At 68.5% G+C, this 24,000-nt stretch carries 28 protein-coding genes; 12 read left to right on the plus strand and 16 right to left on the minus strand.

Annotated features, from left to right (window positions below; genetic code table 11):
- Nucleotides 1–48: 48 nt before the first annotated feature.
- From G3I17_RS29945 to G3I17_RS29955, 3 genes are all read right to left on the minus strand, one after another.
- The gene (locus G3I17_RS29945) at nucleotides 49–1,599 is read right to left on the minus strand and encodes an NCS1 family nucleobase:cation symporter-1 (RefSeq protein ID WP_164600966.1); all 1,551 of its coding nucleotides are present in this window, start codon (nucleotides 1,597–1,599) and stop codon (nucleotides 49–51) included.
- Between the two features lie 95 nt (nucleotides 1,600–1,694).
- Nucleotides 1,695–2,168, minus strand: coding sequence for a DUF4870 domain-containing protein (locus G3I17_RS29950; RefSeq protein WP_164600967.1), 474 nt, complete (start codon nucleotides 2,166–2,168; stop codon nucleotides 1,695–1,697).
- A 100-nt stretch (nucleotides 2,169–2,268) separates the two neighbouring features.
- Nucleotides 2,269–3,057, minus strand: a complete 789-nt coding sequence (locus tag G3I17_RS29955) for an MBL fold metallo-hydrolase (RefSeq protein WP_203590951.1) — start codon at nucleotides 3,055–3,057, stop codon at nucleotides 2,269–2,271.
- 122 nt (nucleotides 3,058–3,179) lie between these two features.
- Between G3I17_RS29955 and G3I17_RS29960 the strand changes: the two genes are divergently transcribed.
- The 5 genes from G3I17_RS29960 to G3I17_RS29980 all read left to right on the plus strand — a co-directional run bounded on the left by G3I17_RS29960 (nucleotide 3,180) and on the right by G3I17_RS29980 (nucleotide 8,061).
- Nucleotides 3,180–3,845 (plus strand): ThuA domain-containing protein, encoded by a 666-nt coding sequence (locus G3I17_RS29960; RefSeq protein ID WP_343238458.1) that lies wholly within the window; start codon nucleotides 3,180–3,182, stop codon nucleotides 3,843–3,845.
- On the plus strand, nucleotides 3,830–4,933 hold the full coding sequence (locus G3I17_RS29965) for a Gfo/Idh/MocA family oxidoreductase (RefSeq protein WP_164600968.1): 1,104 nt from the start codon (nucleotides 3,830–3,832) through the stop codon (nucleotides 4,931–4,933). Before G3I17_RS29960 ends, G3I17_RS29965 begins: the two co-directional genes overlap by 16 nt.
- Before the next feature lie 111 nt (nucleotides 4,934–5,044).
- On the plus strand, nucleotides 5,045–6,064 hold the full coding sequence (gene hrcA, locus G3I17_RS29970; RefSeq protein WP_164601007.1) for a heat-inducible transcriptional repressor HrcA: 1,020 nt from the start codon (nucleotides 5,045–5,047) through the stop codon (nucleotides 6,062–6,064).
- 85 nt (nucleotides 6,065–6,149) lie between these two features.
- Complete coding sequence (gene dnaJ, locus G3I17_RS29975) at nucleotides 6,150–7,292, plus strand: molecular chaperone DnaJ (RefSeq protein ID WP_164600969.1); 1,143 nt, start codon at nucleotides 6,150–6,152, stop codon at nucleotides 7,290–7,292.
- A 22-nt stretch (nucleotides 7,293–7,314) separates the two neighbouring features.
- Nucleotides 7,315–8,061: a 16S rRNA (uracil(1498)-N(3))-methyltransferase gene (locus G3I17_RS29980; RefSeq protein ID WP_164600970.1), complete on the plus strand. Its 747-nt coding sequence runs from the start codon at nucleotides 7,315–7,317 to the stop codon at nucleotides 8,059–8,061.
- 10 nt (nucleotides 8,062–8,071) lie between these two features.
- Here the strand turns inward: G3I17_RS29980 and G3I17_RS29985 are convergent, their stop codons facing one another.
- The 3 genes from G3I17_RS29985 to G3I17_RS40100 all read right to left on the minus strand — a co-directional run bounded on the left by G3I17_RS29985 (nucleotide 8,072) and on the right by G3I17_RS40100 (nucleotide 10,163).
- Complete coding sequence (locus tag G3I17_RS29985) at nucleotides 8,072–9,199, minus strand: Gmad2 immunoglobulin-like domain-containing protein (RefSeq protein ID WP_164600971.1); 1,128 nt, start codon at nucleotides 9,197–9,199, stop codon at nucleotides 8,072–8,074.
- Entirely contained in the window at nucleotides 9,196–9,705 is a 510-nt protein-coding gene (locus G3I17_RS29990; protein WP_203590952.1) for a SigE family RNA polymerase sigma factor, read from the minus strand. Before G3I17_RS29990 ends, G3I17_RS29985 begins: the two co-directional genes overlap by 4 nt.
- A gap of 275 nt (nucleotides 9,706–9,980) precedes the next feature.
- Nucleotides 9,981–10,163, minus strand: coding sequence for a hypothetical protein (locus G3I17_RS40100; protein ID WP_203590953.1), 183 nt, complete (start codon nucleotides 10,161–10,163; stop codon nucleotides 9,981–9,983).
- Here G3I17_RS40100 and G3I17_RS29995 point away from each other — a divergent pair.
- Genes G3I17_RS29995 through G3I17_RS30020 form a run of 6 tightly spaced genes read left to right on the plus strand, consistent with a single transcriptional unit; the run spans nucleotide 10,162 to nucleotide 14,906 of the window.
- Nucleotides 10,162–11,088 carry a PhoH family protein gene (locus tag G3I17_RS29995; RefSeq protein ID WP_203590954.1) on the plus strand — a complete coding sequence of 309 codons (927 nt, stop codon included), beginning with the start codon at nucleotides 10,162–10,164 and terminating at the stop codon, nucleotides 11,086–11,088. The two genes, G3I17_RS40100 and G3I17_RS29995, sit on opposite strands and share 2 nt — an antisense overlap.
- Complete coding sequence (gene ybeY, locus G3I17_RS30000) at nucleotides 11,085–11,564, plus strand: rRNA maturation RNase YbeY (RefSeq protein WP_164600972.1); 480 nt, start codon at nucleotides 11,085–11,087, stop codon at nucleotides 11,562–11,564. Before G3I17_RS29995 ends, ybeY begins: the two co-directional genes overlap by 4 nt.
- A gap of 33 nt (nucleotides 11,565–11,597) precedes the next feature.
- Nucleotides 11,598–12,908 carry a hemolysin family protein gene (locus G3I17_RS30005; RefSeq protein ID WP_164600973.1) on the plus strand — a complete coding sequence of 437 codons (1,311 nt, stop codon included), beginning with the start codon at nucleotides 11,598–11,600 and terminating at the stop codon, nucleotides 12,906–12,908.
- Between the two features lie 28 nt (nucleotides 12,909–12,936).
- Entirely contained in the window at nucleotides 12,937–13,278 is a 342-nt protein-coding gene (locus tag G3I17_RS30010; protein ID WP_164600974.1) for a cytidine deaminase, read from the plus strand.
- Entirely contained in the window at nucleotides 13,262–14,215 is a 954-nt protein-coding gene (gene era, locus G3I17_RS30015; protein ID WP_164600975.1) for a GTPase Era, read from the plus strand. The genes G3I17_RS30010 and era overlap by 17 nt, the downstream gene beginning before the upstream one ends.
- Nucleotide 14,216: 1 nt before the next feature.
- Nucleotides 14,217–14,906, plus strand: coding sequence for a GNAT family N-acetyltransferase (locus G3I17_RS30020; protein WP_164600976.1), 690 nt, complete (start codon nucleotides 14,217–14,219; stop codon nucleotides 14,904–14,906).
- A 24-nt stretch (nucleotides 14,907–14,930) separates the two neighbouring features.
- On the opposite strand, the gene G3I17_RS30025 is transcribed toward G3I17_RS30020, so the two are convergent.
- The 9 genes from G3I17_RS30025 to G3I17_RS30065 all read right to left on the minus strand — a co-directional run bounded on the left by G3I17_RS30025 (nucleotide 14,931) and on the right by G3I17_RS30065 (nucleotide 21,966).
- Entirely contained in the window at nucleotides 14,931–15,635 is a 705-nt protein-coding gene (locus G3I17_RS30025; protein ID WP_343238459.1) for a nuclear transport factor 2 family protein, read from the minus strand.
- Nucleotides 15,636–15,664: 29 nt separating this feature from the next.
- On the minus strand, nucleotides 15,665–16,120 hold the full coding sequence (locus G3I17_RS30030; protein ID WP_164600977.1) for a VOC family protein: 456 nt from the start codon (nucleotides 16,118–16,120) through the stop codon (nucleotides 15,665–15,667).
- A 29-nt stretch (nucleotides 16,121–16,149) separates the two neighbouring features.
- Nucleotides 16,150–16,983 (minus strand): fumarylacetoacetate hydrolase family protein, encoded by an 834-nt coding sequence (locus G3I17_RS30035; protein ID WP_164600978.1) that lies wholly within the window; start codon nucleotides 16,981–16,983, stop codon nucleotides 16,150–16,152.
- Nucleotides 16,971–17,777 carry an ABC transporter ATP-binding protein gene (locus G3I17_RS30040; RefSeq protein WP_164600979.1) on the minus strand — a complete coding sequence of 269 codons (807 nt, stop codon included), beginning with the start codon at nucleotides 17,775–17,777 and terminating at the stop codon, nucleotides 16,971–16,973. The genes G3I17_RS30035 and G3I17_RS30040 overlap by 13 nt, the downstream gene beginning before the upstream one ends.
- The gene (locus G3I17_RS30045) at nucleotides 17,774–18,556 is read right to left on the minus strand and encodes an ABC transporter permease subunit (RefSeq protein ID WP_164600980.1); all 783 of its coding nucleotides are present in this window, start codon (nucleotides 18,554–18,556) and stop codon (nucleotides 17,774–17,776) included. The genes G3I17_RS30040 and G3I17_RS30045 overlap by 4 nt, the downstream gene beginning before the upstream one ends.
- Nucleotides 18,553–19,362: an ABC transporter permease subunit gene (locus G3I17_RS30050; protein WP_203590955.1), complete on the minus strand. Its 810-nt coding sequence runs from the start codon at nucleotides 19,360–19,362 to the stop codon at nucleotides 18,553–18,555. The genes G3I17_RS30045 and G3I17_RS30050 overlap by 4 nt, the downstream gene beginning before the upstream one ends.
- Nucleotides 19,359–20,336 carry an ABC transporter substrate-binding protein gene (locus tag G3I17_RS30055; protein ID WP_164600982.1) on the minus strand — a complete coding sequence of 326 codons (978 nt, stop codon included), beginning with the start codon at nucleotides 20,334–20,336 and terminating at the stop codon, nucleotides 19,359–19,361. The genes G3I17_RS30050 and G3I17_RS30055 overlap by 4 nt, the downstream gene beginning before the upstream one ends.
- 112 nt (nucleotides 20,337–20,448) lie before the next feature.
- Nucleotides 20,449–21,252 carry a GntR family transcriptional regulator gene (locus G3I17_RS30060; protein ID WP_164600983.1) on the minus strand — a complete coding sequence of 268 codons (804 nt, stop codon included), beginning with the start codon at nucleotides 21,250–21,252 and terminating at the stop codon, nucleotides 20,449–20,451.
- Between the two features lie 24 nt (nucleotides 21,253–21,276).
- Nucleotides 21,277–21,966, minus strand: a complete 690-nt coding sequence (locus tag G3I17_RS30065; protein ID WP_164600984.1) for a nitroreductase family protein — start codon at nucleotides 21,964–21,966, stop codon at nucleotides 21,277–21,279.
- A 70-nt stretch (nucleotides 21,967–22,036) separates the two neighbouring features.
- Here G3I17_RS30065 and G3I17_RS30070 point away from each other — a divergent pair, with 70 nt between their 5' ends.
- Entirely contained in the window at nucleotides 22,037–22,969 is a 933-nt protein-coding gene (locus G3I17_RS30070) for a LysR family transcriptional regulator (protein WP_164600985.1), read from the plus strand.
- Here the strand turns inward: G3I17_RS30070 and G3I17_RS30075 are convergent.
- Nucleotides 22,932–23,921, minus strand: coding sequence for a GNAT family N-acetyltransferase (locus G3I17_RS30075; RefSeq protein ID WP_203590956.1), 990 nt, complete (start codon nucleotides 23,919–23,921; stop codon nucleotides 22,932–22,934). The genes G3I17_RS30070 and G3I17_RS30075 overlap by 38 nt on opposite strands.
- Nucleotides 23,922–24,000 lie beyond the last annotated feature (79 nt).

Here is a 24,000-nt window from a genome sequence, read left to right on the forward strand (position 1 = left end):
CGCCTAGTACGCCCCGGTAGTGCTGCGACGGAGGAGGTGGGGGAGTGCTCAGTAGCTTTCGACTGCGTGGGTGGCGGCGCTGTGGCGGACGGGGGAGACGATCGTGAGGAGGAGGTACACGACGAAGCCGGCGACCAGCCCGACCACCCAGGAGTAGTCGTACAGCGGCTGCAGGAGCGGGATCAGCCCATCGGCCGGGAACGGTCCGGCGCCCGGGTTGGAGTAGGCGCCGCCGACGGCCAGCACCGAGCCGATCAGAGTCGCGGCGACGGCCCGCCAATTCCAGCCCGCGGAGTACCAATAACGGCCGTTGGGCAGGTACAGGTCGGCGAGGAACAGGTTGGTGCGGTCGACGAACCAGTAGCCCGCGATCAGCACGCCGGCCACCGAGGCGAGCAGCCCGCCGTAGAAGGAGAGCCAGACGAAGATGTAGATCGACGGGTCCGAGATCAGCCGCCACGGCTGGATCACGACGCCGATCACGCCGGTCAGCAGGCCCGCGGTCCGGAAGTTCAGCCAGCGTGGCAGCGCGTTGGCGAAGTCGTACGAGGGGCTGACCACGTTCGCCGCGACGTTGCACGACATCGTCGCGAGGATCGCCATCACCAGGCCGATCGTCACCACCACCGGGTTCTCGAACCGCCGGGTCAGCTCGACCGGGTCCCAGATCGCCGAACCGTAGACGATCACCGTGCCCGAGGTGGTGATGATCGAGACGAGCGCGATGAACGACATCGTCGTCGGCAGCCCGATGATCTGCCCGATCACCTGCTGACGCTGGCCTTTGCCGAACCGGGTGAAGTCGGGCATGTTCAGCGACAGGGTCGCCCAGAACGCGATCATGCCCATCAGCGACGGCGCGAAGATCTTCCAGAAGTCGGCGTCCCAGCCGAGCTTCGACGGCTGCGACAGGATCGGCCCGAAGCCGCCCGCCTTGACCAGGATCGCGATCATCAGCGCGAGGAAGGCGACCGTGACGAGCGGCGCGGCCCAGTTCTCGAACCGGCGCAGCCCTTCGATGCCACGCCAGATCAGTACCATCTGCAACGCCCAGAAGAACGCGAAGCTCAGCCACATCGTCCACGGATGACCGCCGACCGCCGACGACTCCGTCCAGCCCGAACCGGCCAGCTCGCCGACGATCACGTAGATCGCCTGGCCGCCGATCCAGGTCTGGATACCGAACCAGCCGCAGGCGATGAACGCGCGCAACAGCGCCGGGAAGTTGGCCCCGCGGACGCCGTAGAAGGCGCGCGCGAAGACCGGGAACGGGATCCCGTACTTCGTCCCCGCGTGGCTGTTCAGCAGCAGCGGCAGGAGCACGATCAGGTTGCCCAGGGTGATCGTCAGGAACGCCTGCAGCCAGTTCATCCCGATCGCTACCAGCCCGGCGGCGAGCAGGTAGCTGGGGATGTTGTGCGCCATCCCCATCCACAGCGCCGCGTAGTTGTACGTCGTCCAGCGGCGCTCGGGCAACCGGGTCGGCGCGAGCTCCGCGTTGCCGTACGGACTGCCGGCGATGACGGCCGGGTCGGCCAGCTCGACCCGCCCGTCCGGGTGGGTGATCTGATCAGGAGCTGCTGGTGCGGCATGAGCCATCGTCGCCACCTCGTCCGGAGTCGGGTTTCGGACCAACCTGCGGGATCGCGGACGTCATGTCAACGCATAACTCCAGAGCGTGACCGGCTGACGGGTTACTTCACCAGCCGCAGCGCGAACGGGTACTTGTACGGTTTGCCGCTGCTGGCCGCCATCGTCGCCATGATCGCGAACACGACCGCCAGGATCCAGATCGCGGGCAGCGTGATGAACCCGATCAGGACGACCATCAAGATGTACGACGCGATGTACCCGATACTCGCGGTGATCTGGAAGTTCAGCGACTCGACGGCGTGCGCGCGCACGGTCGGCGACTCGTTTCCCTTGACCAGCAAGACGATCAGCGGCGCGATGAAGCCGAGGATGATGGTGCCGACGTGCGCGAGCAGCGACCAGGTCCGCTCCTCGTCCGGCCGCATCGGCTGCCCCGAGTACTGCGGGGGCGGCGGCGGGTATCCACCCTGCGGCGGCGCCTGGTACCCGTTCGAGGGCGGTGCCTGATACCCGTTCGCAGGCGGCGGCTGGTACTGGTCCTGCGGCGGCTGGTTGTTGCTGTCTGGTTCGCTCATGGAGGAACCGTAGAAGCCCGCCCGGTTCCTCAGAGCCGGAAAGCCCGATCGATGCGCAATCGACATCGCAGCCTTGCGCTTTCAGGCACCTGAGGTCCGGCTACTCGTCTTTCGCGAGTCCCAGGAGCGGCAGGGTCGGGCGCCGGGGGGTGCCCAGGACGGCGTAGCCGCGGCGTACGGCCTGCTCGAGATGAGCCTGCGGCCAGGGCCAGTCGTCGGTATGTGCGAGTGCCGCGTCGAGCGGGGTGCCGTTGTGGTGCAGACCCGAGATGGTGTTCGCGACCGTGCCGATGTCGCTGTTCTGCTCGCGGACGAACTCGGCGTCGACGACCGCGCCGTGGCCGGGCACGACCTTGGCCGTCGCGGACAGCAGCCCGATCAGCCGGTCGACCGTGTCGGCCCACTCCAGCGGGTACGAGTCCTCCCCGTACGACGGTGGCGCCGACTCCTCGATCAGGTCGCCGGCGAAGAACACGTCGACATCCGGTACGACGACCACCACGTCGCCATCGGTGTGCCCGTTGCCGAGGTGCAGCAACTCCACCCGCCGGTCACCCAGGTCGATCACCTTGGCCACCGCGAAAGCGTTGTCGATGGCAACGGTCCCCGCAACGGCAGCGGCGGTGTTCTCCTGCGCGTAACTGGTCGCATCACCGAAGGCAGGGTTGCCGAAGACGTGGTCGAAGTGGGCGTGCGTGTTGACCACCCAGCGGATCGGCGCGTCGGTGAGCTCGCGGATATGCGCCACCAACTCCTCGCCCTCCGCGACGGTGCCGCGGGTATCGACCACCAGCGCGCCCTCGCTGCCGAGGACCAGCCCGATGTTGACGTCGTACTCCGCATAGCGCCGGACCCAGGTTCGGTCGGCGATCTCCACCCACGCACTCATGCCGACGACCCTAACCGGCGTCACCCATCCACTGTCCGGACGGGGGTTGAAGGCCCGTGAGGAGCCGCCTAAGGTCGCAGGGCTGAACCGATTCATCCGATCTCTACACCGATGGAACAACGGTGCTGACCAAGAAGGGCGGCCGCGTGACGACACGACGGGCACTGGTGGTCCGGGGTGGCTGGGAAGGCCATGTCCCGGTCGAGGCGACCGAGTTGTTCATCCCGTTCCTGCGGGAGAACGACTTCGAGGTGACGGTCTCCGACACGACCGAGAGCTATCTCGACCTGGACGGCACCGACCTGGTGCTGCAGTGCGTCACGATGAGCGAGATCACCGCCGAGCAGGTCAAGGGGCTGGAGGCCGCGGTCCGGGCCGGCACCGGGCTGGCCGGCTGGCACGGCGGCATCATCGACTCGTTCCGCAGCAACACCGACTACAGCTTCATCACCGGCGGCCAGTTCGTCTCGCACCCGGGCGGCGCCGTCGACCACCGGATCGAGATCGTCTCCGACGACCCGATCGTGGACGGCCTGACGCGCTTCGACCTGCGCACCGAGCAGTACTACGTGCACGCCGACCCGACCAACAAGGTGCTCGCCACGACCACCTTCCGGGCGCACCCGGACTTCCCCTGGATCGAGGGCGCGACGATGCCGGCCGTCTGGACCCGCAGCTGGGGTGAGGGCAAGGTCTTCGTCTGTACGCCGGGCCACAGCGTCGCCGATCTCGACACGCCAGAGATCCGCACGATCATCGAGCGGGGGCTGCTGTGGGCGAGCAAGTGACCAATATCGGCATCGTCGGTACCGGCGTCATCAGCGGTACCTACCTGGAACACCTGGCCACGCTGCCCGGCGTAAAGGTCGTCGCCGTCGCCGATCTCGACCTCTCCAGGGCCCAGGCGATCGCGGACCAGCATCCGGGGATCCGGGCGCTGACCTCCGAGGACTTGTTCGTCGCTCCCGACGTCGACATCGTCCTCAACCTGACCATCCCGGCCGCCCACGGACCGGTCCACCAGGCCGCGCTGCAGGCCGGCAAACACGTGTACGGGGAGAAGCCGCTGGCCGTCGACCGTGCGGAGGCCGAGCCGCTCCTGAAGCTCGCCGCGGCCAACAAGCTCCGCATCGGCTGCGCGCCCGACACGGTGCTCGGCACGGGGACCCAGACCGCACGCGTTGCGCTCGACCGTGGCGACATCGGCGTACCGACAGCCGCGACGGCTTCGTTCGTCACGCCGGGGCATGAGTTGTGGCACCCGGCTCCCGAGTTCTACTACCAACCCGGCGGCGGCCCGCTGCTCGACATGGGCCCGTACTACGTAACAAGCCTCGTCACGCTCCTAGGCCCGGTACGCCGGGTCACTGGTCGAGCGGGCCGCTCGCAGGAGCAGCGCAAGATCCACACGGGCCCGCGGGCGGGGGAGACGTTCCCGGTCGAGGTGCCCACGCATGTGACCGGCGTACTGGAGCACGAGTCGGGTGCGCTCACCACTGTGCTGATGAGCTTCGACGTGTGGGCCGCACGGCTGCCGCGGATCGAGATCTACGGCACCGAAGGCAGCCTGTCGGTCCCGGACCCGAACGGCTTCGACGGGACGGTGGAGATCGCTACTGCCACCAACCGCGACTGGACGGTACTACCCGTAGCCGGTGGATACGCGGGCGCCGGCCGCGGCGTCGGTGTGGCCGACATGGCGCGCGCACTGCGCAACAACGAGCCGCACCGCGCCGACGGAGCATTGGCCTACCACGTGCTCGACGTACTGGAGTCACTGCTCGAGTCGGCAGCTCAGGACCAGTCCCTGGACGTGGCGAGTACGGTCGAGAGACCGGCCGCCGTACCGTTGGGAGCGTCGCCCGAAACCGCCTGAGACCTGTCCCACGCCGTTACGCGTCGGTAGTTGCTGCGGTGGCTCGGTAGACTGGCACTCGAAACTTGGGAGTGCCAACCCGTGAGGGCCGACGTGGAGAGGGTGGTGCGCGTGCTGGACGAACGCAAACTGGACGTGCTCCGGGCCATCGTCGAGGACTACGTGGCCACCCACGAGCCGGTCGGCTCGAAGACGCTCGTCGACCGGCACAATTTGGGCGTCTCCCCGGCGACGGTCCGCAACGACATGGCCGCGCTGGAGGAGGAGGGGTACATCACCCAGCCGCACACCAGCGCCGGCCGGATCCCGACCGACGCCGGGTACCGGCTGTTCGTCGACAAGCTGAGCACGGTGAAGTCGCTGTCGCCGGCCGAGAAGAAGGCGATCTCGTCCTTCCTGGTCGGCGCGGTCGACCTGGACGACGTGGTCCGCCGTACCGTCCGGCTGCTCGCGCAGATCACCCGGCAGGTCGCGATCGTCCAGTACCCGACGCTGAGCCGGTCGAGTGTGCGGCACGTCGAGGTGGTCACGATGACGCCGCGGCGGCTGCTGCTGGTGCTGATCACCAGCACCGGCCGGGTCGAGCAGCGGATCGTCGAGACGCACGACGACGTCGACGAACAGCTGATCGCCGACCTGCGCTCCCGGCTGAACACCGCGCTCACCGGCCAGCGGCTGACCGACGCGGCGACCTCGCTGGCGAGCGTGACCGAGACCTTCGCACCGGCCGACCGGTCGCTGGTGGCCGCGATCGTGACGAGCCTGCTGGAGGCCTTCACGGTCGAGGGCGAGCAGCGCATCGCGGTCGGCGGCGCGGCCAACCTGACCCGCTACGGCGACGACTTCGAGCGCAACGTGAAACCGGTGCTGGAGGCGCTCGAGGAGCACGTGATCTTGCTGAAGCTGCTCGGCGAGGCGACCAGCCCGCAGACGCTGACGGTCCGGATCGGCCACGAGAACTCCTACGAAGGACTCGCCACCACCTCGGTCGTCGCCACCGGCTACGGCTCCAAGTCGGAGGCGCTGGCCACCCTCGGCATCGTCGGCCCGACCCACATGGACTATCCGAGCACGATGGGCGCTGTCCGCGCCGTCGCGCGCTACGTCAGCCAGATCCTGGCCGACTCGTGAGCCTCCATCAAACAACGCATCAAACAACGCATCAAACAACGCATCAAAGAACGCACCGAACACTGCCTACCAAGTGGTCTGGAGTATGAGCACCGATTACTACGCCGTCCTGGGCGTCAGCCGTGAAGCGACACCGGACGAGATCAAGAAGGCCTACCGCAAGCTGGCCCGCCAGTACCACCCGGACGTGAACGACTCCGAGGACGCGCACCACAAGTTCCAGGAGATCGGCCGCGCGTTCCAGGTGCTGAGCGATCCGCAGAAGAAGCAGGTCCACGATCTCGGCGGTGACCCGTTCGCGAGCGGGCCCGGCGCGGCCGGTGGCGCCGGCTTCGGCCAGGCGTTCACCTTCACCGACATCATGGACGCCTTCTTCGGCCAGACCGGCGGGGCGACCCGCGGGCCGCGGCCGCGCACCCGGCGGGGCCAGGACGCACTGATCCCGCTGCGGATCGACCTCGCCGAGGCGGCCTTCGGGACGACTCGCGAGCTGAAGGTCGATACCGCGGTGCTCTGCCCGACCTGCTCCGGATCGGGCGCTCAGGTCGGGTCGGAGCCGGTCACCTGCGAGATCTGCCACGGCCGGGGCGAGGTCACCCACACCCAGCGCTCGTTCCTCGGCGAGGTCCGGACGATGCGGCCGTGCCCGAACTGCCGCGGCTTCGGCACGACCATCCCGAACCCGTGCGTCGAGTGCGCCGGCGACGGCCGGGTCCGCTCCCGCCGTACCGTCACCGTCAAGATCCCCGGCGGCGTCGACAGCGGCACCCGCGTGCAGCTGTCCGGCCAGGGCGAGGTCGGCCCCGGCGGCGGTCCCGCCGGTGACCTGTACGTCGAGATCGAGGTCGAGCAGCACGAGATCTTCACCCGCAGCGGCGACGACCTGCACTGCACGGTCACGCTGCCGATGACGGCTGCCGCGCTCGGTACGACGATCGACCTGCCGACCCTCGAAGGCGAGACCACGCCGCTCGAGATCCGCGCGGGCACGCAGTCCGGGACGGCGATGAGGCTGACCGCTCGCGGCGTACCGAGGTTGCGGCACGCCGGTCGCGGTGACCTGATCGTCCAGGTGATCGTCGAGACGCCGACCAAGCTCGACGAGGCGCAGAAGGCGCTGCTGCGGCAGATCGCCGAGGCGCGCGGCGAGGAGCGGCCGCAGGGTCTCGTCCAGGCGGCTCACAAGGGCGTCTTCGGGCGCCTGCGTGACGCCTTCGGTGCGCATTGAAAACGACTTAGGCTGCCGGGCGATGGGACTCGCGGTCTTCTACCTGCCTGACCTGGGCGGCACTGCTCTTGGCGGCGCTGACCTGGGCGGCGCCGAGCTGGTGCTGGACGGCGCCGAGGGGCGTCATGCTGCGGTTGTACGCCGGATCGGCCCCGGCGAGCGGATCCGCCTGACCGACGGTCGGGGCTCGTTCGCGGAGGGGGCCGTCACGGCTGCCTCCAAGACCGGCCTGACGGTCGCGGTGGACCACCGCGGCCAGGTCGACCAGGCGAGCCCCCGGCTGGTCGTAGTACAGGCGCTACCCAAGGGCGAGCGGGCCGAGCTGGCCGTGGAGATGCTCACCGAGGTCGGCGTCGACCTGATCGTCCCGTGGAACGCGGAACGCAGCCAGTTCCGCGCCAACCCGGAGCGCGTCACCAAAACCCACACCAAGTGGCAGGCCTGGGCCTTCGAGTCCAGCAAACAGTCCCGCCGCTCCTGGTTCTGCGAGGTAGCCCCGATCGCCTCGACCCCAGAGGTCGCCAAACTCCTCACGGACGCCGCGCTGGCCGTAGTACTCCACGAGGAAGCCACCACCCCGATGGCCTCCCTGACCCTCCCCACCGAGGGCGACATCGTCATCGTCGTCGGCCCCGAAGGCGGCATCACCCCCACCGAACTTGAAGCCTTCCCCGCCACCCCAGTCCGCCTCGGCGACACAGTCCTCCGCACGTCGACCGCGGGAGTCGCGGCGGCAGCCGGGCTGCTGTCGCGGTCCCGGTGGGTCTGAGCGGCCAGAGCTACTTGACGTAGACCGTCTTGGAGTCGGTGTCGGTGATACGGCCGTCCTCGGGTGAGGTTAGGTAGACCTCGATCAGCCACTCGCCGGAGCCGAGCTTGGGGCTGAAGGCGTAGGGGGAGAACTTCTGGCCTTCCTTGGTGTTCGTGTAGTTCTTGACGACGGCGTTCGTCTTCAGGTTGGTGGCTTTCCAGTCGACCTGCGCCTCGAACGTCGCTGCGGTGCCGGTGACCGTGAACGGTTGCTTGAGGGTCTGGTTGTTCTCCGGGGACTCGATCCAGACGAGCGCCTGGACGTTCGAGGCCTGGGCCCGGCTCAGCGGGGTGGTGGTGTCGATGACGCCGAAGAGGTCGGAGGTGGCGCGGCCGCGCTCGGTGATCTGGACCGGGGCGGTGTGCTGCAAGGCGGCTTGGACCGTGTAGACGAGTTGCTGGGCGGCCATGTCGGCCATGTCCGGCTCGAGCGTGGCGGTCGGCAGCTTGTCGAAGTCGACCATGATCAGGCTCTTGGTGTACCGCACCGAGGCCACCGTCGCGCCTTCCCACGGAGAGATGTAGTCCGGGTCGTTGGAGACCTTCGGCGTGGCCATCAGCTGCAGCGCCTCGGCGGCCGGCTGCCCCTTGACCTGGGTCCAGGTGCTGTACAGGCGGTAGTCCGGTCCGCTCTTGTTACCGACCACCTTGCCGAGCCAGTAGATCCTGACCGCCTTCGGCTTCTCGAGCTTGGGCTCCTCGATGGCGCGGGACTTGTCCGTCGCTGAGGCGCTCGGCGCCTGCGTGGGGGCCTTACTCGGAGCAGGCCCGGTGGTGCTCGGCAGCGTGGGCGTGCCGGACGGCTCGGTCGAGGCGCCGTTGGTGTTGTCCGGACGGCCGGCGGTGGGCTGGTCGGCCGTCTTGGTGTTGTCGTTGAGCACGGCGAAGGCGCCGATGGCCGCCGCCGTACCGACGACGGCCGCGCCCGCGGTGATGGCCCAGGGACGCCGGCTGACCGAGCGGCGCTGGGTCCGGACCCGGGCCTGGATCTCGTGCAGGCCGTCGGCCGGCTCGATCCGGTCGGCCTCCTCGGACAGGGCCCGCCGCATCAGCTCGTCGAACGGGTCGTCCCCGCGGTCGTTTCGGTGGTCGTTCATGCGCTCTGCTCCAGGACCTGGCGCAGCGACTTGGTCGCTCGCGCGGCGTGACTCTTCACGGATCCCCGGCTGATCCCCATCGTGTCGGCGATCTCCGCCTCGGACAGGTCACCGTAGTACCGCAGCACCATCACGGTGCGTTGCTTTTCGGGCAGGGTGCGCATCGCTTCGATCACCCGGTCGGTCTCGGCGGTGCGCAGCACCGCCTGCTCCGCGCTCGGTTCGTCCGGCAGGGACTTCGGCAGGTGTTTGTCGACCACCACCAGATGCCGTTGCCGGGACCGGCAGCGGTTGACCACCGCGGTCCGCAGATACGCCAGGGCCTTGTGCGGGTCGCGCAGCCGGTTCCAGCGTCCGTGCATCGCCACGAAGGCGTCCTGCACGATCTCCTCCGCCGAACCGTTGTCACGCAGCAGTAAGGCGCCGAGCCGGACCAACGACGTGTAATGCGCCGTATAGACAGCCGTCAGCGCCTCGTCTGCATCCCACGAGGACTCATGTGCCACGCACTCTTCGTACACCACGGCCGGTTGTGCCACACAACAGAGACGCGAAGCCCACGTCCCAGGTTGACAACAGGTCGCCCTCAACCGGTGAGGCCCTGTCCTCCCCGGCCGCGCCGCCTGACGGCCGGAAGGCGCTCAGGCGGCTGGGCTCGCCGCTGACGGGGCCCGCAACGACATCGGCGTACGGGGTAAACAGGCTGGTCAGGGCTTTGCCCGGGGGTGATCGGGGTTTTATCGGATGAGGCTGTCGGAGGAGACGGCTAGCATTGGTCGGGTCACACCATCTGCATCAGGAGGAAGAGCCTGTCCAGGCCACGCAGTATCGAGCCGTCGCAGCCGGCTGCGGCGCGCGCTGACAGCAGCGCAGCAGGTGCCGGTCGCGGTGCCAACAGCGGCGCCGGCAGCGGTGAGAGGCACAAGGCGTCCCACAAGATCGTCGTGCCGAACAGTATCGACATGGTGGCTCTGCTCGGAGCGCGCGACGAGTTCCTCCGGATCATCGAGAAGGAGTTCGCCGCCGACATCCTGGTCCGCGGCAACGAGGTCACCATGACCGGGGAGCCGGCCGAGCTGGCGCTGACCGAGCGGCTGATCGACGAGCTGATCGCCGTCGTCCGGACCGGTCACGGGCTGACCGCGGACTCCGTCGAGCGCAGTATCGCGATGATCAAGGCCGAGACGGTCGAGAGCCCCGCGGACGTGCTGACCCAGAACATCCTGTCCAGCCGTGGCCGGACGATCCGGCCGAAGACGCTGAACCAGAAGCGCTACGTCGACGCGATCGACAAGAACACGATCGTCTTCGGGATCGGCCCGGCCGGGACGGGTAAGACCTACCTGGCCGTCGCCAAGGCGGTCCAGGCGCTGCAGGCCAAAGAGGTCAACCGGATCATCCTGACCCGGCCGGCCGTCGAGGCCGGCGAGCGGCTGGGCTTCCTGCCCGGCACGCTCTCGGAGAAGATCGACCCGTACCTGCGGCCGCTGTACGACGCGCTGCACGACATGCTCGACCCGGACTCGATCCCGCGGCTGATGACGGCCGGCACGATCGAGATCGCGCCGCTGGCCTACATGCGCGGCCGGACCCTGAACGACGCCTACATCATCCTGGACGAGGCGCAGAACACCTCGCCGGAGCAGATGAAGATGTTCCTCACCCGGCTCGGCTTCGGCTCCAAGATGGTGGTCACCGGCGACGTCACCCAGGTCGACCTGCCGACCGGGATGAACTCGGGTCTGCGCGTCGTCCAGGACATCCTGGAGGGCGTCCGGGAGCTGGCGTTCTGCCGGCTGACGGCGCATGACGTCGTCCGGCACAAACTGGTCGGCAGGATCGTGTCGGCCTACGAGAACTACGAAGGCAGCGCTGACAACCACCGATGAACGTAGAGGTCAACAACGAGTCCGGCGTCGAGATCGACGCCCACGGACTGATGCGGCTGGGCCGGTTCGTGATGTCGTCGCTGCGGCTGCACCCGGAATGCGAATTGTCGATCAAACTGGTCGACGAGGACACGATGGCCCGGTACCACGTCGAGTTCCTGGACCTGCCGGGCCCGACCGACGTGATGTCGTGGCCGATGGACGAGCTGCGCCCGGGCGGTGACAGCAGCGACGACGCCGACCTGCCGCTCGGGCACCTCGGCGATATCGCGCTGTGCCCGACGGTCGCGGCCGCGCAGGGTGCGAAGGCGGGCCACGGCACCTGGGCCGAGCTGGAGCTGCTGACCGTGCACGGCATCCTGCACCTGCTCGGCTACGACCACGCCGAACCCGCCGAGAAAGCGGAGATGTGGGACGTCCAGGGCCGGTTGCTGGAAGCATGGCGGGCACCCGGAAACAGGCTAGGCGATGCCTGACGGTTCCCCGCCTAGGACAGGAGTGAAGTTCCCGTGAGTTCCCACGACGGCGTTCTGCTGGTTGTGGCTGCGGTGCTGGTGCTGCTCGCCGGGTTGTTCGCCGGCGCCGAGGCAGCCTTCTCGTCGTACTCCAAGGTCCGGGCCAACGAGCAGGTCGAGCAGGGCAACCTGCGCGCGCTGAAGTTGCGCGACCTGCTGTCCGACGCGCCCCGCTACCTCAACTCCCTGCTGCTGATCCGGCTGATCTGCGAGATCACCGCGATCGTCCTGGTCACCCAGGCCCTGTCGAACGTCTTCACGGTGACCTGGACGCACGTCCTGATCACCGCCGTGCTGATGGTGCTGATCTCCTACGTGGTGATCGGGGTCGCGCCCCGCACGCTGGGCCGGCAGCACTCGGACCGGTTCGCGATCGTCTCGGCCGGCCCGATGATGGCGCTGACCAAGGTGCTCGGGCCGCTGCCGAAGCTGCTGATCCTGGTCGGCAACGCGCTCACCCCCGGCAAGGGGTTCGCCGAGGGCCCGTTCGCGACCGAGGCCGAGCTGCGCGCGCTGGTCGACCTGGCCGAGAAGTCGTCGGTGATCGAGTCCGGCGAGCGGCAGATGATCCACTCCGTCTTCGAGCTCGGCGACACCATCGTCCGCGAGGTGATGGTGCCGCGGACCGACATGGTCTACATCGAGCGGCACAAGAAGCTGCGCCAGCTCACCTCGCTCGCGCTGCGCAGCGGCTACTCCCGGATCCCGGTGATCGGTGAGTCGCTGGACGACATCCTCGGCGTCGTCTACCTCAAGGACGTGATGCGCCGCGTCTACGACAACGCCTCGGCCGAATCGACCGAGCGGGTCGAGTCGGTGATGCGGCCGTGCATGTACATCCCGGACTCCAAGCCGGTCGACCAACTGCTGCGCGAGATGCAGGCGGCCCGGATGCACGTCGCGATCGTCGTCGACGAGTACGGCGGTACCGCGGGACTCGTCACCATCGAGGACATCCTCGAGGAGATCGTCGGCGAGATCACCGACGAGTACGACGAGGCGCCCGAGGCGGTGCAGGCCCTGTCCGACGGCGCCTACCGGGTCTCCAGCCGGTACCCGATCGACGAGCTCGGCGACCTGTTCGGCGTACCGCTGGACGACGACGACGTGGACACCGTCGGTGGCCTGATGGCCAAACTGCTCGGCAAGGTGCCGATTCCCGGCGCCCAGGTCGAGATCGAGGGGCTCGGTCTGTCCCTCACCGCGGAGCGGCCGTCCGGCCGGCGCAACCAGGTCGGTACTGTGCTGGTCCGGCGCGGTCTGCCCGCCGACCAGCCGCAGGACAGCAGTCACCAGACCGCCTGACCGCCCCTTCAACCACCTGGAGCAAGCTTTGCCTGCCGATCTCACGGCCGAGGACGCCAAACTGGTCACCCTCGCGCGTGCTGCCCGGGCCCGTACTCGTGCCGCCGAAGGCGCCGCAGTGCGGGACACCGACGGCCGCACGTACGCCGCCTGCACGGTCCAGCTGGACACCGTGCTGCTGAGCGCATTGCAGCTCGCGGTGGCGATGGCCGTATCGTCAGGTGTCAAAGGCATCGAGGCTGCGGCCGTGGTCACCGACCACGAGGCCGCCCAGCTCGATGTCGAGGTGGTCCGCTATTTCGGCGGTGCCGCTCTTCCGGTAGTCGTTGCTGATGGCAACGGAGAGGTTCGTGATGTCGTCCACACCTGAGAACTCGACCGAGAACGTGGTCGCGGAGTTCAAGTCCGGTTTCGCCTGTTTCGTCGGCCGGCCGAACGCGGGCAAGTCGACGCTCACGAACGCCCTGGTCGGGCAGAAGATCGTGATCACCTCGTCGAAGCCGCAGACCACCCGGCACGCCGTCCGGGGCATCGTGCACCGCGCGGACGCGCAGCTGATCCTGGTCGACACCCCCGGGCTGCACAAGCCGCGGACGCTGCTCGGCGAGCGGCTCAACGACATCGTCAAGACCACCTGGGCCGAGGTCGACGTGATCGGCATCTGCCTGCCGGCCAGTGACAAGATCGGCCCTGGCGACCGGTTCCTGGTCACCGAGGCCGCCAAGGTGGCCAAGACGCCGAAGGTCGCGCTGGCGACCAAGGCCGACCTGGTCTCGCCCGAGCGGATGATCGAGCACCTGTCCGAGATCCAGACGCTGGGGGAGTCCGTCGGGATCGAGTGGGCGTCGGTCGTACCGGTGTCGGCCACCTCGGGGTACCAGATCGACGTCGTCGCGGACGAGCTGGTGAAGTTCCTGCCGGTCGGCCATCCGCTCTATCCGGACGGCGACGTGACGGACGAGCCGGAGGAGATCCTGGTCGGCGAGCTGATCCGCGAGGCCGCGCTCGAAGGCGTCCGGGACGAGCTGCCGCACTCGATCGCCGTCACCATCGACGAGATGGGGCTGCGCGAGGGCCGGCCGGACGACAAGCCGCTGCTCGACATCTACGCGAACCTCTACCTCGAGCGGGACAGCCAGAAGGGCATCATCATCGGGCACAAGGGCGCCCGGCTGCGCGATGTCGGCGCCAACGCCCGCCGCCAGATCGAGGCCCTGCTCGGCACGCCGGTCTACCTCGATCTGCACGTCAAGATCGCGAAGAACTGGCAGACCGACGCCAAGCACCTGCGCAAACTCGGGTTCTGACGTGGGTCGGGCTGTCGACGTACTGACCAATCCGGCGTACTACGCCCTGACGGGTCCGCAGGCGCACCTGGCTGACGCCCGGGGCCGGGTCCGGCGCTTCCAGGTCGAGGTGGCGCCGTTCCTCGGCCTGCCGGACGACCTGACCGAGCAGGACTGGGCGGATGCCGCCGAGCTGCTCGGGGTCGGCAACAGCGCCGCTGTGAAGCGTCCGGAGTTCACGCTTCCCGAGAACTTCAAGCTCGGCCGGCAATTCGGCCTGGTCCAGTTCGTGGCGCCGGACGCGTTCGGCATCGAGGACCCGGAGACGGTCGTCCTCGGGCTCGATGACGTCCCGGAGATGATCGCTCTGACCGCTCTGACCGAGCCGGGCCCGTTCCGCGCGCGGACCATCGAGTGCGGGCGCTACCTGGGCCTGCGCCGTGACGGCGAGTTGATCGCGATGGCCGGTGAGCGCTATCGCCTGCCCGGGTACGTCGAGATCAGCGCGGTCTGCACCAACCCGGCGTACCGGGGTCAGGGGCTGGCCAGCCGGCTGATCCGGGCCGTCGCCGCCGGCATCGAGGCCGACGGCGGTCGCCCGTTCCTGCACACCGGCGCGACCAACACGAGCGCGATCCGGCTGTACGAGCGACTGGGCTGGAGCGTCAGCAACCGGATGGCGGTCAGCATCATCGAGCCCGTCGCCGCCTAGTGGTGTGTCGCTAGGCCCAGCCGGTCAGAACATCGTGTTGCTGTTGGCCGAGGTGGGCGGCACGTTCTGCACCACGGTCCAGCGCTGGACGATCCGGCCGTGCCGGACCCGGTAGATCTCGACGACGGCCTGGCCGAGATCGGCCCTGTTCTTCTGGTAGTGGTAGCGAACGGCAACCAATTCGCCCTGGGCGACCACCATCGGCTTCGACACGATCGCGTGCGGATCCTTGTGGAACGGCTTCGTGGGGGTGGCCGACACAGGCTGGAAGGTGTCCCAGTGCTCGACGAGCTTGCCCTTGCTGACGCGGAACACGTCGACGACATCGGTGCCGAGGGCATCCGGTGTGGGCCTCGAGGTGCTGTGCACCAGCACGAGGTCGCCGTCGGCGATGACCTGGCTGACCGTGTTGTGCTGCTGCGGATTGTTCTGCTTCTGGCGGGTGATCAACGCTCGCAGCGCCTCCGGACCGTCCGGGGCGAAGGGATTGTGCTGGATGTAGGTCGGGGCGACATAGGCGTCGATCACCGAGAGGTTGCCCTGGTTGAACAACTGCTCGTAGAAGTACGTCACCAGGGCTTTGTTCGCGGCAGTCTGGTCGCCTCGCCAGAACGTCTGGCCGGTGATGGCCGTCTGCTCTGCCGTCGCAGCGGACGCCGGTGGCACCCAGACTGCCGTCGCGGACAAGGCTGCTACTGCGACTACCGCGGATTTTCTGAAACGGAACACAGCATCTCCTGATCAGGTGGTGGGATCGGTCAGCGGGGAGGGGATATCCAGGGGGAGTGCAGGTCCGCGTTCGCGAGGTCCCATTCGTGCGTCTCGCGGGTGTGGATCCGCAGGTACAGGTCGTCGGGGGTGGCCAGCACGAGCAGCCAGCCGATCAGGCCCCGCAGTACCGGCGAGTGCCTGATGCCGGCCTGTTCGCAGAGCGACTCGAACTCGCCCAGGTCGGCCAGCGTGTCCGCGGTGAAGGTGATCGGGTCCAGACGGGTCATCGCCTTCGCCGCCTCCGGGTCGAGCCGGAGCTCGATCGGCTCCTCGATTCCCGGGACGCGCAGGATGTAGCCGAAGACCTTGTCGTCCGGCGCCGTGTGGTCCAGCTTCGGCAGACGCTCCGCTCCGAAGGCCAGCTCCCACCAGGTCAGACTGGCTTTCAGGTCGGTGACGGGGACCTTCAGATGATGGATCCCGGTGAGGTATGGCCTGGTCATCTCGACCTCCGAAGGCTTGTCCACGGTTTTCATAGGGCTGCCGCCACGGTCGTGGTCACCTGGCCGACACCGTCGACCGAGGCGGTCACCACGTCGCCGGCCTGCAGGTAGTCCAGCTGGGGACGGCCCATCGCGACGCCGCCCGGTGTTCCGGTCGTGATCAGGTCACCTGGATACAGCGTGACCGATCGGGTCAGGAACTCCAGCAGGTACGGAATCGAATAGACCATGTTGTCCAGGGTGGACTTCTGCCGGTACTCGCCGTTGACCGTGCAGGTGATCGCCTGGCCGCCCAGCTCGACCTCGTCGGCCGTGACGATCTCCGGCGCGACCGGCAGGAAGGTGTCGGCGCTCTTGCTCAGCATGATCTGCATCGGCTCGCGTTTCATCACGTCCCGGGCCGAGATGTCGTTGACCACGGTGTAGCCGAAGACGTGGCCGAGCGCGTCCGCGGCGCTGATCCGGTGGGCCGTCCGGCCGATGACGACCGCGAGCTCGACCTCGTAGTCGAGCAGGGTGTCGTCTGTCGGGGGCCGGAGGGGTTCCCCGGGAGCGAGCACGGACGACCAGAGTTTCGGGAAGTAGACGGGCTCCTTCAGCCGGGTCAGGCCGACCTCGTCGATGTGTTCCTGGTAGTTGCCGCCGACAAAGATCAGCTGGGCCCGATCGGCCAGCGGACTCAGCAGGCGATCCGGCGTCACGGTCGCGGGGTCCGAGGCGAGCAGTGCCTCGAGCTGATCGGCGGCGGCCGGCCCGGCTTCGAGGTACTCCCGAAGATCGGTGTGGCCGGTCGGGACGACACCGTCCGGTGTCTGTACGCCGAGGGCGGGGCGGCCGTTGCCGCAGTACGTCACGAAACGCATGGGATCTCCTCGCTGGTCAGTACTTCGGATGCGCCGAACCGGATCAGGCGGTGGACCTGGGACCGGATCCGGGCGAACTCGGCCCCGCCCCGCGTCTCCAGTTGGTCCCGTGGACCGAACGGCACCGGGATCTCGGCGATGACCCGGGCCGGGGAGCCGTGCAGCACGACGATCCGGTCGGCCAGGTAGACGGCTTCGTCGACGTCGTGGGTGATCAGGACGACGGTCTGCCCGAAGTCGTCCCGGACCCGCAGGGTGAGGTCCTCCAGGTCGCTCCGGGTCTGCGCGTCGACCGAGGCGAACGGCTCGTCCATCAGCAGTACTGCGGGACGGTAGGCCACCGCTCGCGCGATGGCGACGCGTTGCTGCATGCCGCCGGACAGCTCCCACGGGCGCTTTGCTTCGGCGGCATCGAGCCCGACCTCGTGGATCGCGGCCCGGCTGCGCTCGAGTCGCTCCACCCGGGACAGTCCCGCGCGAAGTGGGAGGCCGACGTTGTCCAGCACCGACAGCCACGGATAGAGCGACCGGCTGTAGTCCTGGAACACCAGGCCGACAGAGTCACTCGGGCCGTTGAGCACCTTCCCAGCCACACTCACCGTGCCGTACGTCGGGCGCTGCAGGCCGGCGATGATCCGCAGCAAGGTGGTCTTGCCGATGCCGGACGGACCGACCACGCAGACCATCTCGCCCGGGTAGGCCCGGATGCTCACCGACCGAAGTACCTGCTGGACACCCTGCCGGGTGGCGTAGTCATGCCCCACGCTGTCGATATCGACCACCGGGCTGGTCATCGGGCCTCCAGGGCTGCTCGTCCGCCGCGGGCGGGTGGGTGGTGGCGCAGCAGCAGTTGCTCGACCGCGCGGAAGGCGACGTTGAGCAGGTAGCCGAGGGCGCCGAGAACGACCATTCCGGTCCACATCTCGGTGATCGCGAAGGACCGCTGGGCCGCGAGCACGAAGTTGCCGATACCGCGGTCGGAGCCCTGCATCTCGCTCACCACGATCAGCACCACCGCGATCGCCAGACTCGTCCGGGCGCCCGCGAGGATCTGCGGTACCGCGCCGCCGAGCCGGATCCGCAGCCGCACCAGCACGCCGAGTCCGAAGGCGCGTTCGGTGTCGCGTTGTACCGGGTCGGTCCCGGACACCGCAGCGAGTGTGTTGAGCAGAACCGGCCAGATCGCGCCGAACGCGATCACGCTGACCCGCATCAGATCGCCGAGCCCGAGCATGATGACCGCCACCGGCAGTACCGCGACGGCCGGCATCGACCGGACGAACTCCAGCTCCGGACTGATCGCGTCGAGCACCTTCGGAAGGAAGCCCAGCAGCAAGGCGATCAGCACGCCGCCGACCACCGCGACGGTGTACCCCATGGCCAGCGTGGCCAGGCTCGGCAGCAGGTCGCTGCGGAAGTGGTCGAACAGCCACAGGCGCCGGGTCTCGGTCAGGATGTCCCGCAGCGGCGGGAAGAACAGCGACGTACTGTTCGCGCTCGCCGTCCACCAGACCACCAGCAGCAGCACCGGAAGCCACGAGGCGACCAGGAGGGCTGTGAGCCGTCGTTTCATCGGGCAGCTCCAACCTGTCGGACGGACGGGTGCCAGGAGATGACTCGCCGCTCGATCAGCCGCATCGCCGCGTTGGTCGCGACGCCGAGCAGCGCGGCGCAGATGATGTACGCGTAGGCGTCGTCGACCCGGTTGGTGAGCTGGGCCGCGGTGATCCGCTCACCGATTCCCGGGGCGCCGCCGATCAGTTCCGAGGTGAGCGCCAGCAGCAACGCGATCGTGGCGGAGATCCTGATGCCGACGATCGTCATCGGCAGGATGCTGGGCAGCAACAACTTCCGCCAGCGCAACAGTGCAGGCAACCGGAAACTGATCGCCACATCGCGCTGCACCGGGTCGACCTCGCGGACGGCGTAAATACCGTGGATGAGCAACGGCCAGAACGCTCCGTAGATCACCAGGGTCAGCGCCATCTGCAGCGTCGGGCCGTACAGCAGCAGAGCCAGCGGTAACAGGGTCACCGGCGGGATGGTGCGCAGGACATCGACCACGACCTGCGAGCTTCGACCGGCGAACCGGACCGAGCCGAGCACCGCACCGAGCGGCACCGCGACGATCACCGCGATCGCCAACCCGAGCAGCGTCGCCGACATCGTGTCCCAGACAGCGCGCCACAGCTCGGCGGTTGCGCCTGCCCTGCCGAGTGCAGCCAGGCAGGGCCCGACTCCCGGCAGCGTCGCCGCTCCGAGCCAGATGCTCGCGAGCTGCCAGATCCCCAGCGCGACGGCCAGTGCCACCAGCCGCCGGGCTGCGCTGTTCACGGCCATCGGGCGCCTGAGCGCGGGGCTCAGTGCTGCCGTGGTCACTTGCCGCTGCCGAGGACAGCGGCCATGTCCGGCTGCTTCGCGAGCAGGTGGTACTTGTTGGCCAGGTCAAGCATCTTCGTCATCCCGGACGTGTCGGCGGCCTGCTCTGCGAAGACCGGCATCTTGATCGTCTGGAGGGTGGCGGCCGGCAGGTTGGTGAAGGTACCGGCGACCGCGCGCGCCTTGGCGGAGTCGGCGTTCGCGTCCTTACCGGCTGCCGAAACAGCAGTCATGAACTTGCTGATCGCCGCGGCGTTGGCGTCGGCGTACTTGCCGGACGAGACGAAGAGGGTCGAAGGCAGTCCGGGCACCGAGTAGGCCTGCGGGGCGAGGACGGTCTTCAGACCGGCCTTGGTCCCGGCGGACAGGAAAGGCTCGACGATCAAGGCGGCGTCGACCCGCTTGGCCTGCAGCGCGGCGGTCATCTGGGGGAACGGCAGTTCGACGAACTTCACCTTCGTCGAGTCCCCGCCCTTCGCGTCGATCGCCGCGAGGGCGGTGAGCTGGGCGCCACCGTTGAGCTGGTTCACCGCGAAGGTCCGGTTGCTGAGCCCCGCGACGTCGGTGATACCGGCGTCACCGGTCACGATCCCCGAGTAGTCCAGAGCGGGATCGCTGGGCGAAACGCTCGCCACCCCGACCACCCGCAGCGGCACCTTGTTGCCGGCCGACTGGAGCGCGCCGACCGCGTCGCCCAGGGCGATGTCGAGAGAGCCGTTGAGCAGCCGCGGGATTGCCTCCGCGCCGGACTGGATGACCGAGAGATCGACGGCCAGGCCCTGCTCGGCGAAGTACTTGTCCTTGGCGAGGTAGACCGCGACCGACACCGTCGTCGGGCTGACGCCGACCTTGAGGTGGGTGAGTCCGTCCGCGGCTGGGGCCGCTCCGGTCTGGGCCGATCCTGTGGAGCTGCAGCCCGCGCATGTCAGTGCGGCTGCGACGAGCAGTACGCCGGTGGCCGGCCATCGCCTCATGTTTCCTCCAGGTTTCCGATGGCTCACCACCCTGCGCCGCTAGCCACCAAGTGTCAAGGTCTCTTGGTGACTTTGGCTGCTGGAGATTTCCTGAGAGTTTTCGCGGCGGTGGTCAGCGCCGCATGATCAGCTCGGCCACCGCGGTAGCGAACCGTGGATCGGACAGCTTCATCTGCCGGTCGATCTTGGTGCCGGACAACTTCCCAGTCGCGTTGCTGTGGTACTCGCTGACCGCCCGGCGCAGCCGGTCCGCGTCCCGGGCCGCCACTGCCTCGACGATCTCGGCGCGGAGTCCCGCGAGGGCGTTCGTCCAGTCCCGCCAGAAGGTCTCGGACTCGGGGAACACCTCGATCTCGAGTACCACCAGGGTGCGCACCAGGAAGTCGGCGAACATCCCCATCAGCGGCCGGTGGGCGGCGTGCGCAAGGGCTCGCAGGAAGGACTCGACCCCGAACAGGATCTCCTCCCGGGTCTGGCCGGCGACGATGGCGTCCCGCGCGTTGGCCAGCTGGACGATGTCGTCCGCGGTGGCGTTCTCGATCACGTAGTCGACCGAGCCGACGTTGAGGGTCTCCAGCAGCTGGATGATGTCGGAGGCGGTCGCGCCTTCCAGCTGGGCGGCCGTCGCCAGGGAGGACAGCGCGATCTCCGCCGGGTAGGCGGTCACGTAGGTGCCGCTGCCGTGGCGGGACTCCACCAGACCCAGCGCGGCGAGGGCGCGGATCGCCTCCCGGACCGTCGGCGCGCTGACCATGAAGTGCTCGCCGAGCATCTTCTCGCTCGGCAGCCGTGAGCCACGCGGCAGCTCGCCACGGGCGATCTGGTCGCGCAGTACCTCGATGATCTGCGCGGCGGAGTGGCTCCGGCTGACGGCGCCGTCGCGCGGCACGGATACTGCGGGGCGTCCTTTAGTCACTTGGTGACTGTAACCCGTGGGGGCTCAGTCCCGCAGAACCACCAGCGCTTCCGCCAGTGGTTTCCGGTCGAGAGCCGGTACTTCGCAGTCGTCGGCGGGGTAGCCGACCGGGAAGAGGATGTACGGCCGCTCGGTGCTCGGCCGGGCCAGGACCTGGTTGAGGAAGGCCATCGGGTTCGGGGTGTGGGTCAGGGTCGCGAGACCCATCCGGTGCAGGGCGGCGATGAAGAATCCGCAGGCGATCCCGACGCTCTCCGACACGTAGTAGTTCTTTCGCAGACTCCCGTCGGGCTGTGGGGTGTGCTTCTGCGCGAACGCCACCACCAGCCAGGGGGCGACGTCGAGGAACTCCTTGTGCTCGTCGGTCTCCAGCCGGGCGAGCGCGGAGTGCCACTGGGGCACATCCCGGTCCCGGTAGAACCGCCTTTCCTCCTCTTCGGCGGCGAGCCGGACGCGGTGCTTGATGTCAGGGTCGTCGGTCGCCACGAAGGTCCACGGCTGATGGTGCGCGCCACTCGGCGCCGTGTTGGCCGCGCTGACCGCGAGTTCGATCGCCTCGACCGGGACCGGGTCGGGGGAGAACCAGCGCACCGATCGGCGCTCTTCCAGGTCGCGGTAGAACTCCTCGCCGCGGCGTAGTCCGTCCTCCGTCGGCACCCGCGGCGGGAGATGCGGCACGAACGGGTGCGTGTGGGTGCGGGTCGTGGTGTCCATCCTTTGACGGTGGCACGAGGGGAACCATGAGTCCAGCTTGGAAAACTGTGCTCATCCATATAGTGAACTCATGAGTCTGCCGAACGTCTCCCCACGTCAGCTCGAGTACCTCGTGGCCATCGCCGAGACCGGCGGGATCACGGCCGCCGCCGCGCGGTGCCACGTCTCGCAGTCCGCGGTGTCGCTCGCGGTCGGGGAGTTGGAGCGCGCGCTCGACGTCACCCTCGTACTGCGCGGCGCACGGCGCGGTACCCGGTTGACCCCGGCCGGGCGGCAGGTGGTGGCGGACGGGCGCAAGGTGCTGGCCGCGTTGTCGGAGCTGGGGGCCGGAGCGCGCAGCCTCGGTCAGGAGATCGAAGGGCGGCTCACGATCGGGTGCTATGCGCCGATCGCTCCCTTCCACCTGCCCTTGGCGATCGCCGGGTTCCGCGAGGTGCAGCCCGGGGTGGAGATCGACTTCGTGGAAGGCGCGCTGCCGGATCTGCAGGCCGCGTTGCTCGACGGCCGGTGCGAGCTCGCTTTCCTTTACCAGCAGGAGTTGCTGCCCGGCATCGACACCGTGGTACTGCATGATCGCGCGCCGTCGGTGCTGCTGCCCGGCGGTCATCGGCTGGCCCGGCGGCGGACGATCCGGCTGGCCGAGCTTGCCGGAGAGCCGTTCGTGCTGCTGGATGTGCCGCCGAGCGAACGCTACTTCCAGGCGGTCTTCGATGCGGCCGGGGTGGAGATGGCGCCGGCGCACCGGGCCGGGGGTTTCGAGCTGGCCCGGGCATTGGTTGCCCGGGGCATCGGATATTCGCTCGCCGTGCAGACGCCGGCCGTCGAGCTGAGCTACGAGGGGTTGCCGGTGGTCACCCGGGCGCTCGTGGACGTAGTACCGACCACTCCGGTCGTACTGGGGTGGGCGGGCGGAGGACGCCTCACCCGGCGGGGTGAGGCGTTCCTCGGCTACTGCCGGAAGGCGTTCAGAGCGTCTTCTGGTAGTCGAGCGTCCGCGCGATGATGAAGTAGTTGAGCTGCTCGTTGATCGCGATCATGTGGTCGTTGGACTCGGCGTTCCAGGTGTCGAGCTGGGTCACCGCCGGCTCGGCCTCGCGGAGCCACAGCAGCATGGCGGTCTTCACCAGGGCTCCCAGGCGGTGCCCGCGATGGTCGCGGGAGACCGCGGTGTCGGCCTGCTCCGCGATCTGCGGACGCTCGCGCTCCACCGTGACCACCGAGTGGCCGGCCAGCTCGCCGGTCGTCCGATGGCGGGCGATCACCCGGTAGAGATTCTGGTTGTGCCCTCGCCGGGACTCCTCGTAGCCACGCAGCCGCTGGGGCGTGAAGACGTCGTCCTCGATGTCGAGGTCGTCCTTCGGCGCGTCGTTGATCGAGGCGGTGATCGCGACCATGTCGTCGAGCATCTCCTCGGGCAGCACGTCGGTGATCCGGACCAGTTCGTAGTCCGCCGACGCGAGCACGGCCTCGTCGTACAGCTTCTGCACGGTCGTCCAGTCCAGGTTGGCGATGTCCTGGCGGCGGTTCACCTCGACCGCCTTCTGCTCGAAGCCGTGCCGCTTCGCGAACGCGACCGCCTTCGGCAGGTCCCAGCCCGCGAGGCCGAACGACGTCCGGCCGAGCTCACCGGCCACCTGCTCGGCGTACCGGACCAGCTCGCTGCCGATGCCACGGCTCCGATGGTCAGGATGCACCTCGACCTCGATCCACACCACGTTGGTGTTGTCATAGGTCGGCGCGAAGAACTGGAGCAGGCCCACCAGGGCCCCGCTCTCGTCCCGGGCCAGGTAGGTGCGGCCCGGGTCGCCGTCCCAGCCGTAGCGGAGGCTCGCCGCGAAACCGGCCGGGGTCGACAGCAGGGCGGCCGGGCAGTCGACGGCGTGCGTCGCGATCAGCAACTCCACGGCGGCCGCGCAACCGGCGGCGTCGTCGGGTTCAAGTCTGGTGATGTCCACGAGTCCAGAGTGCGGGGTGGAGGGCGGTCACCGCGAGTCATTTATCCACGGCGGTTCCGGTCGGTGGCCGGTGTACCGC

It is taken from the genome of Streptomyces sp. SID13031 (assembly GCF_010548305.1).
Taxonomy (GTDB): Bacteria; Actinomycetota; Actinomycetes; order Propionibacteriales; family Kribbellaceae; genus Kribbella.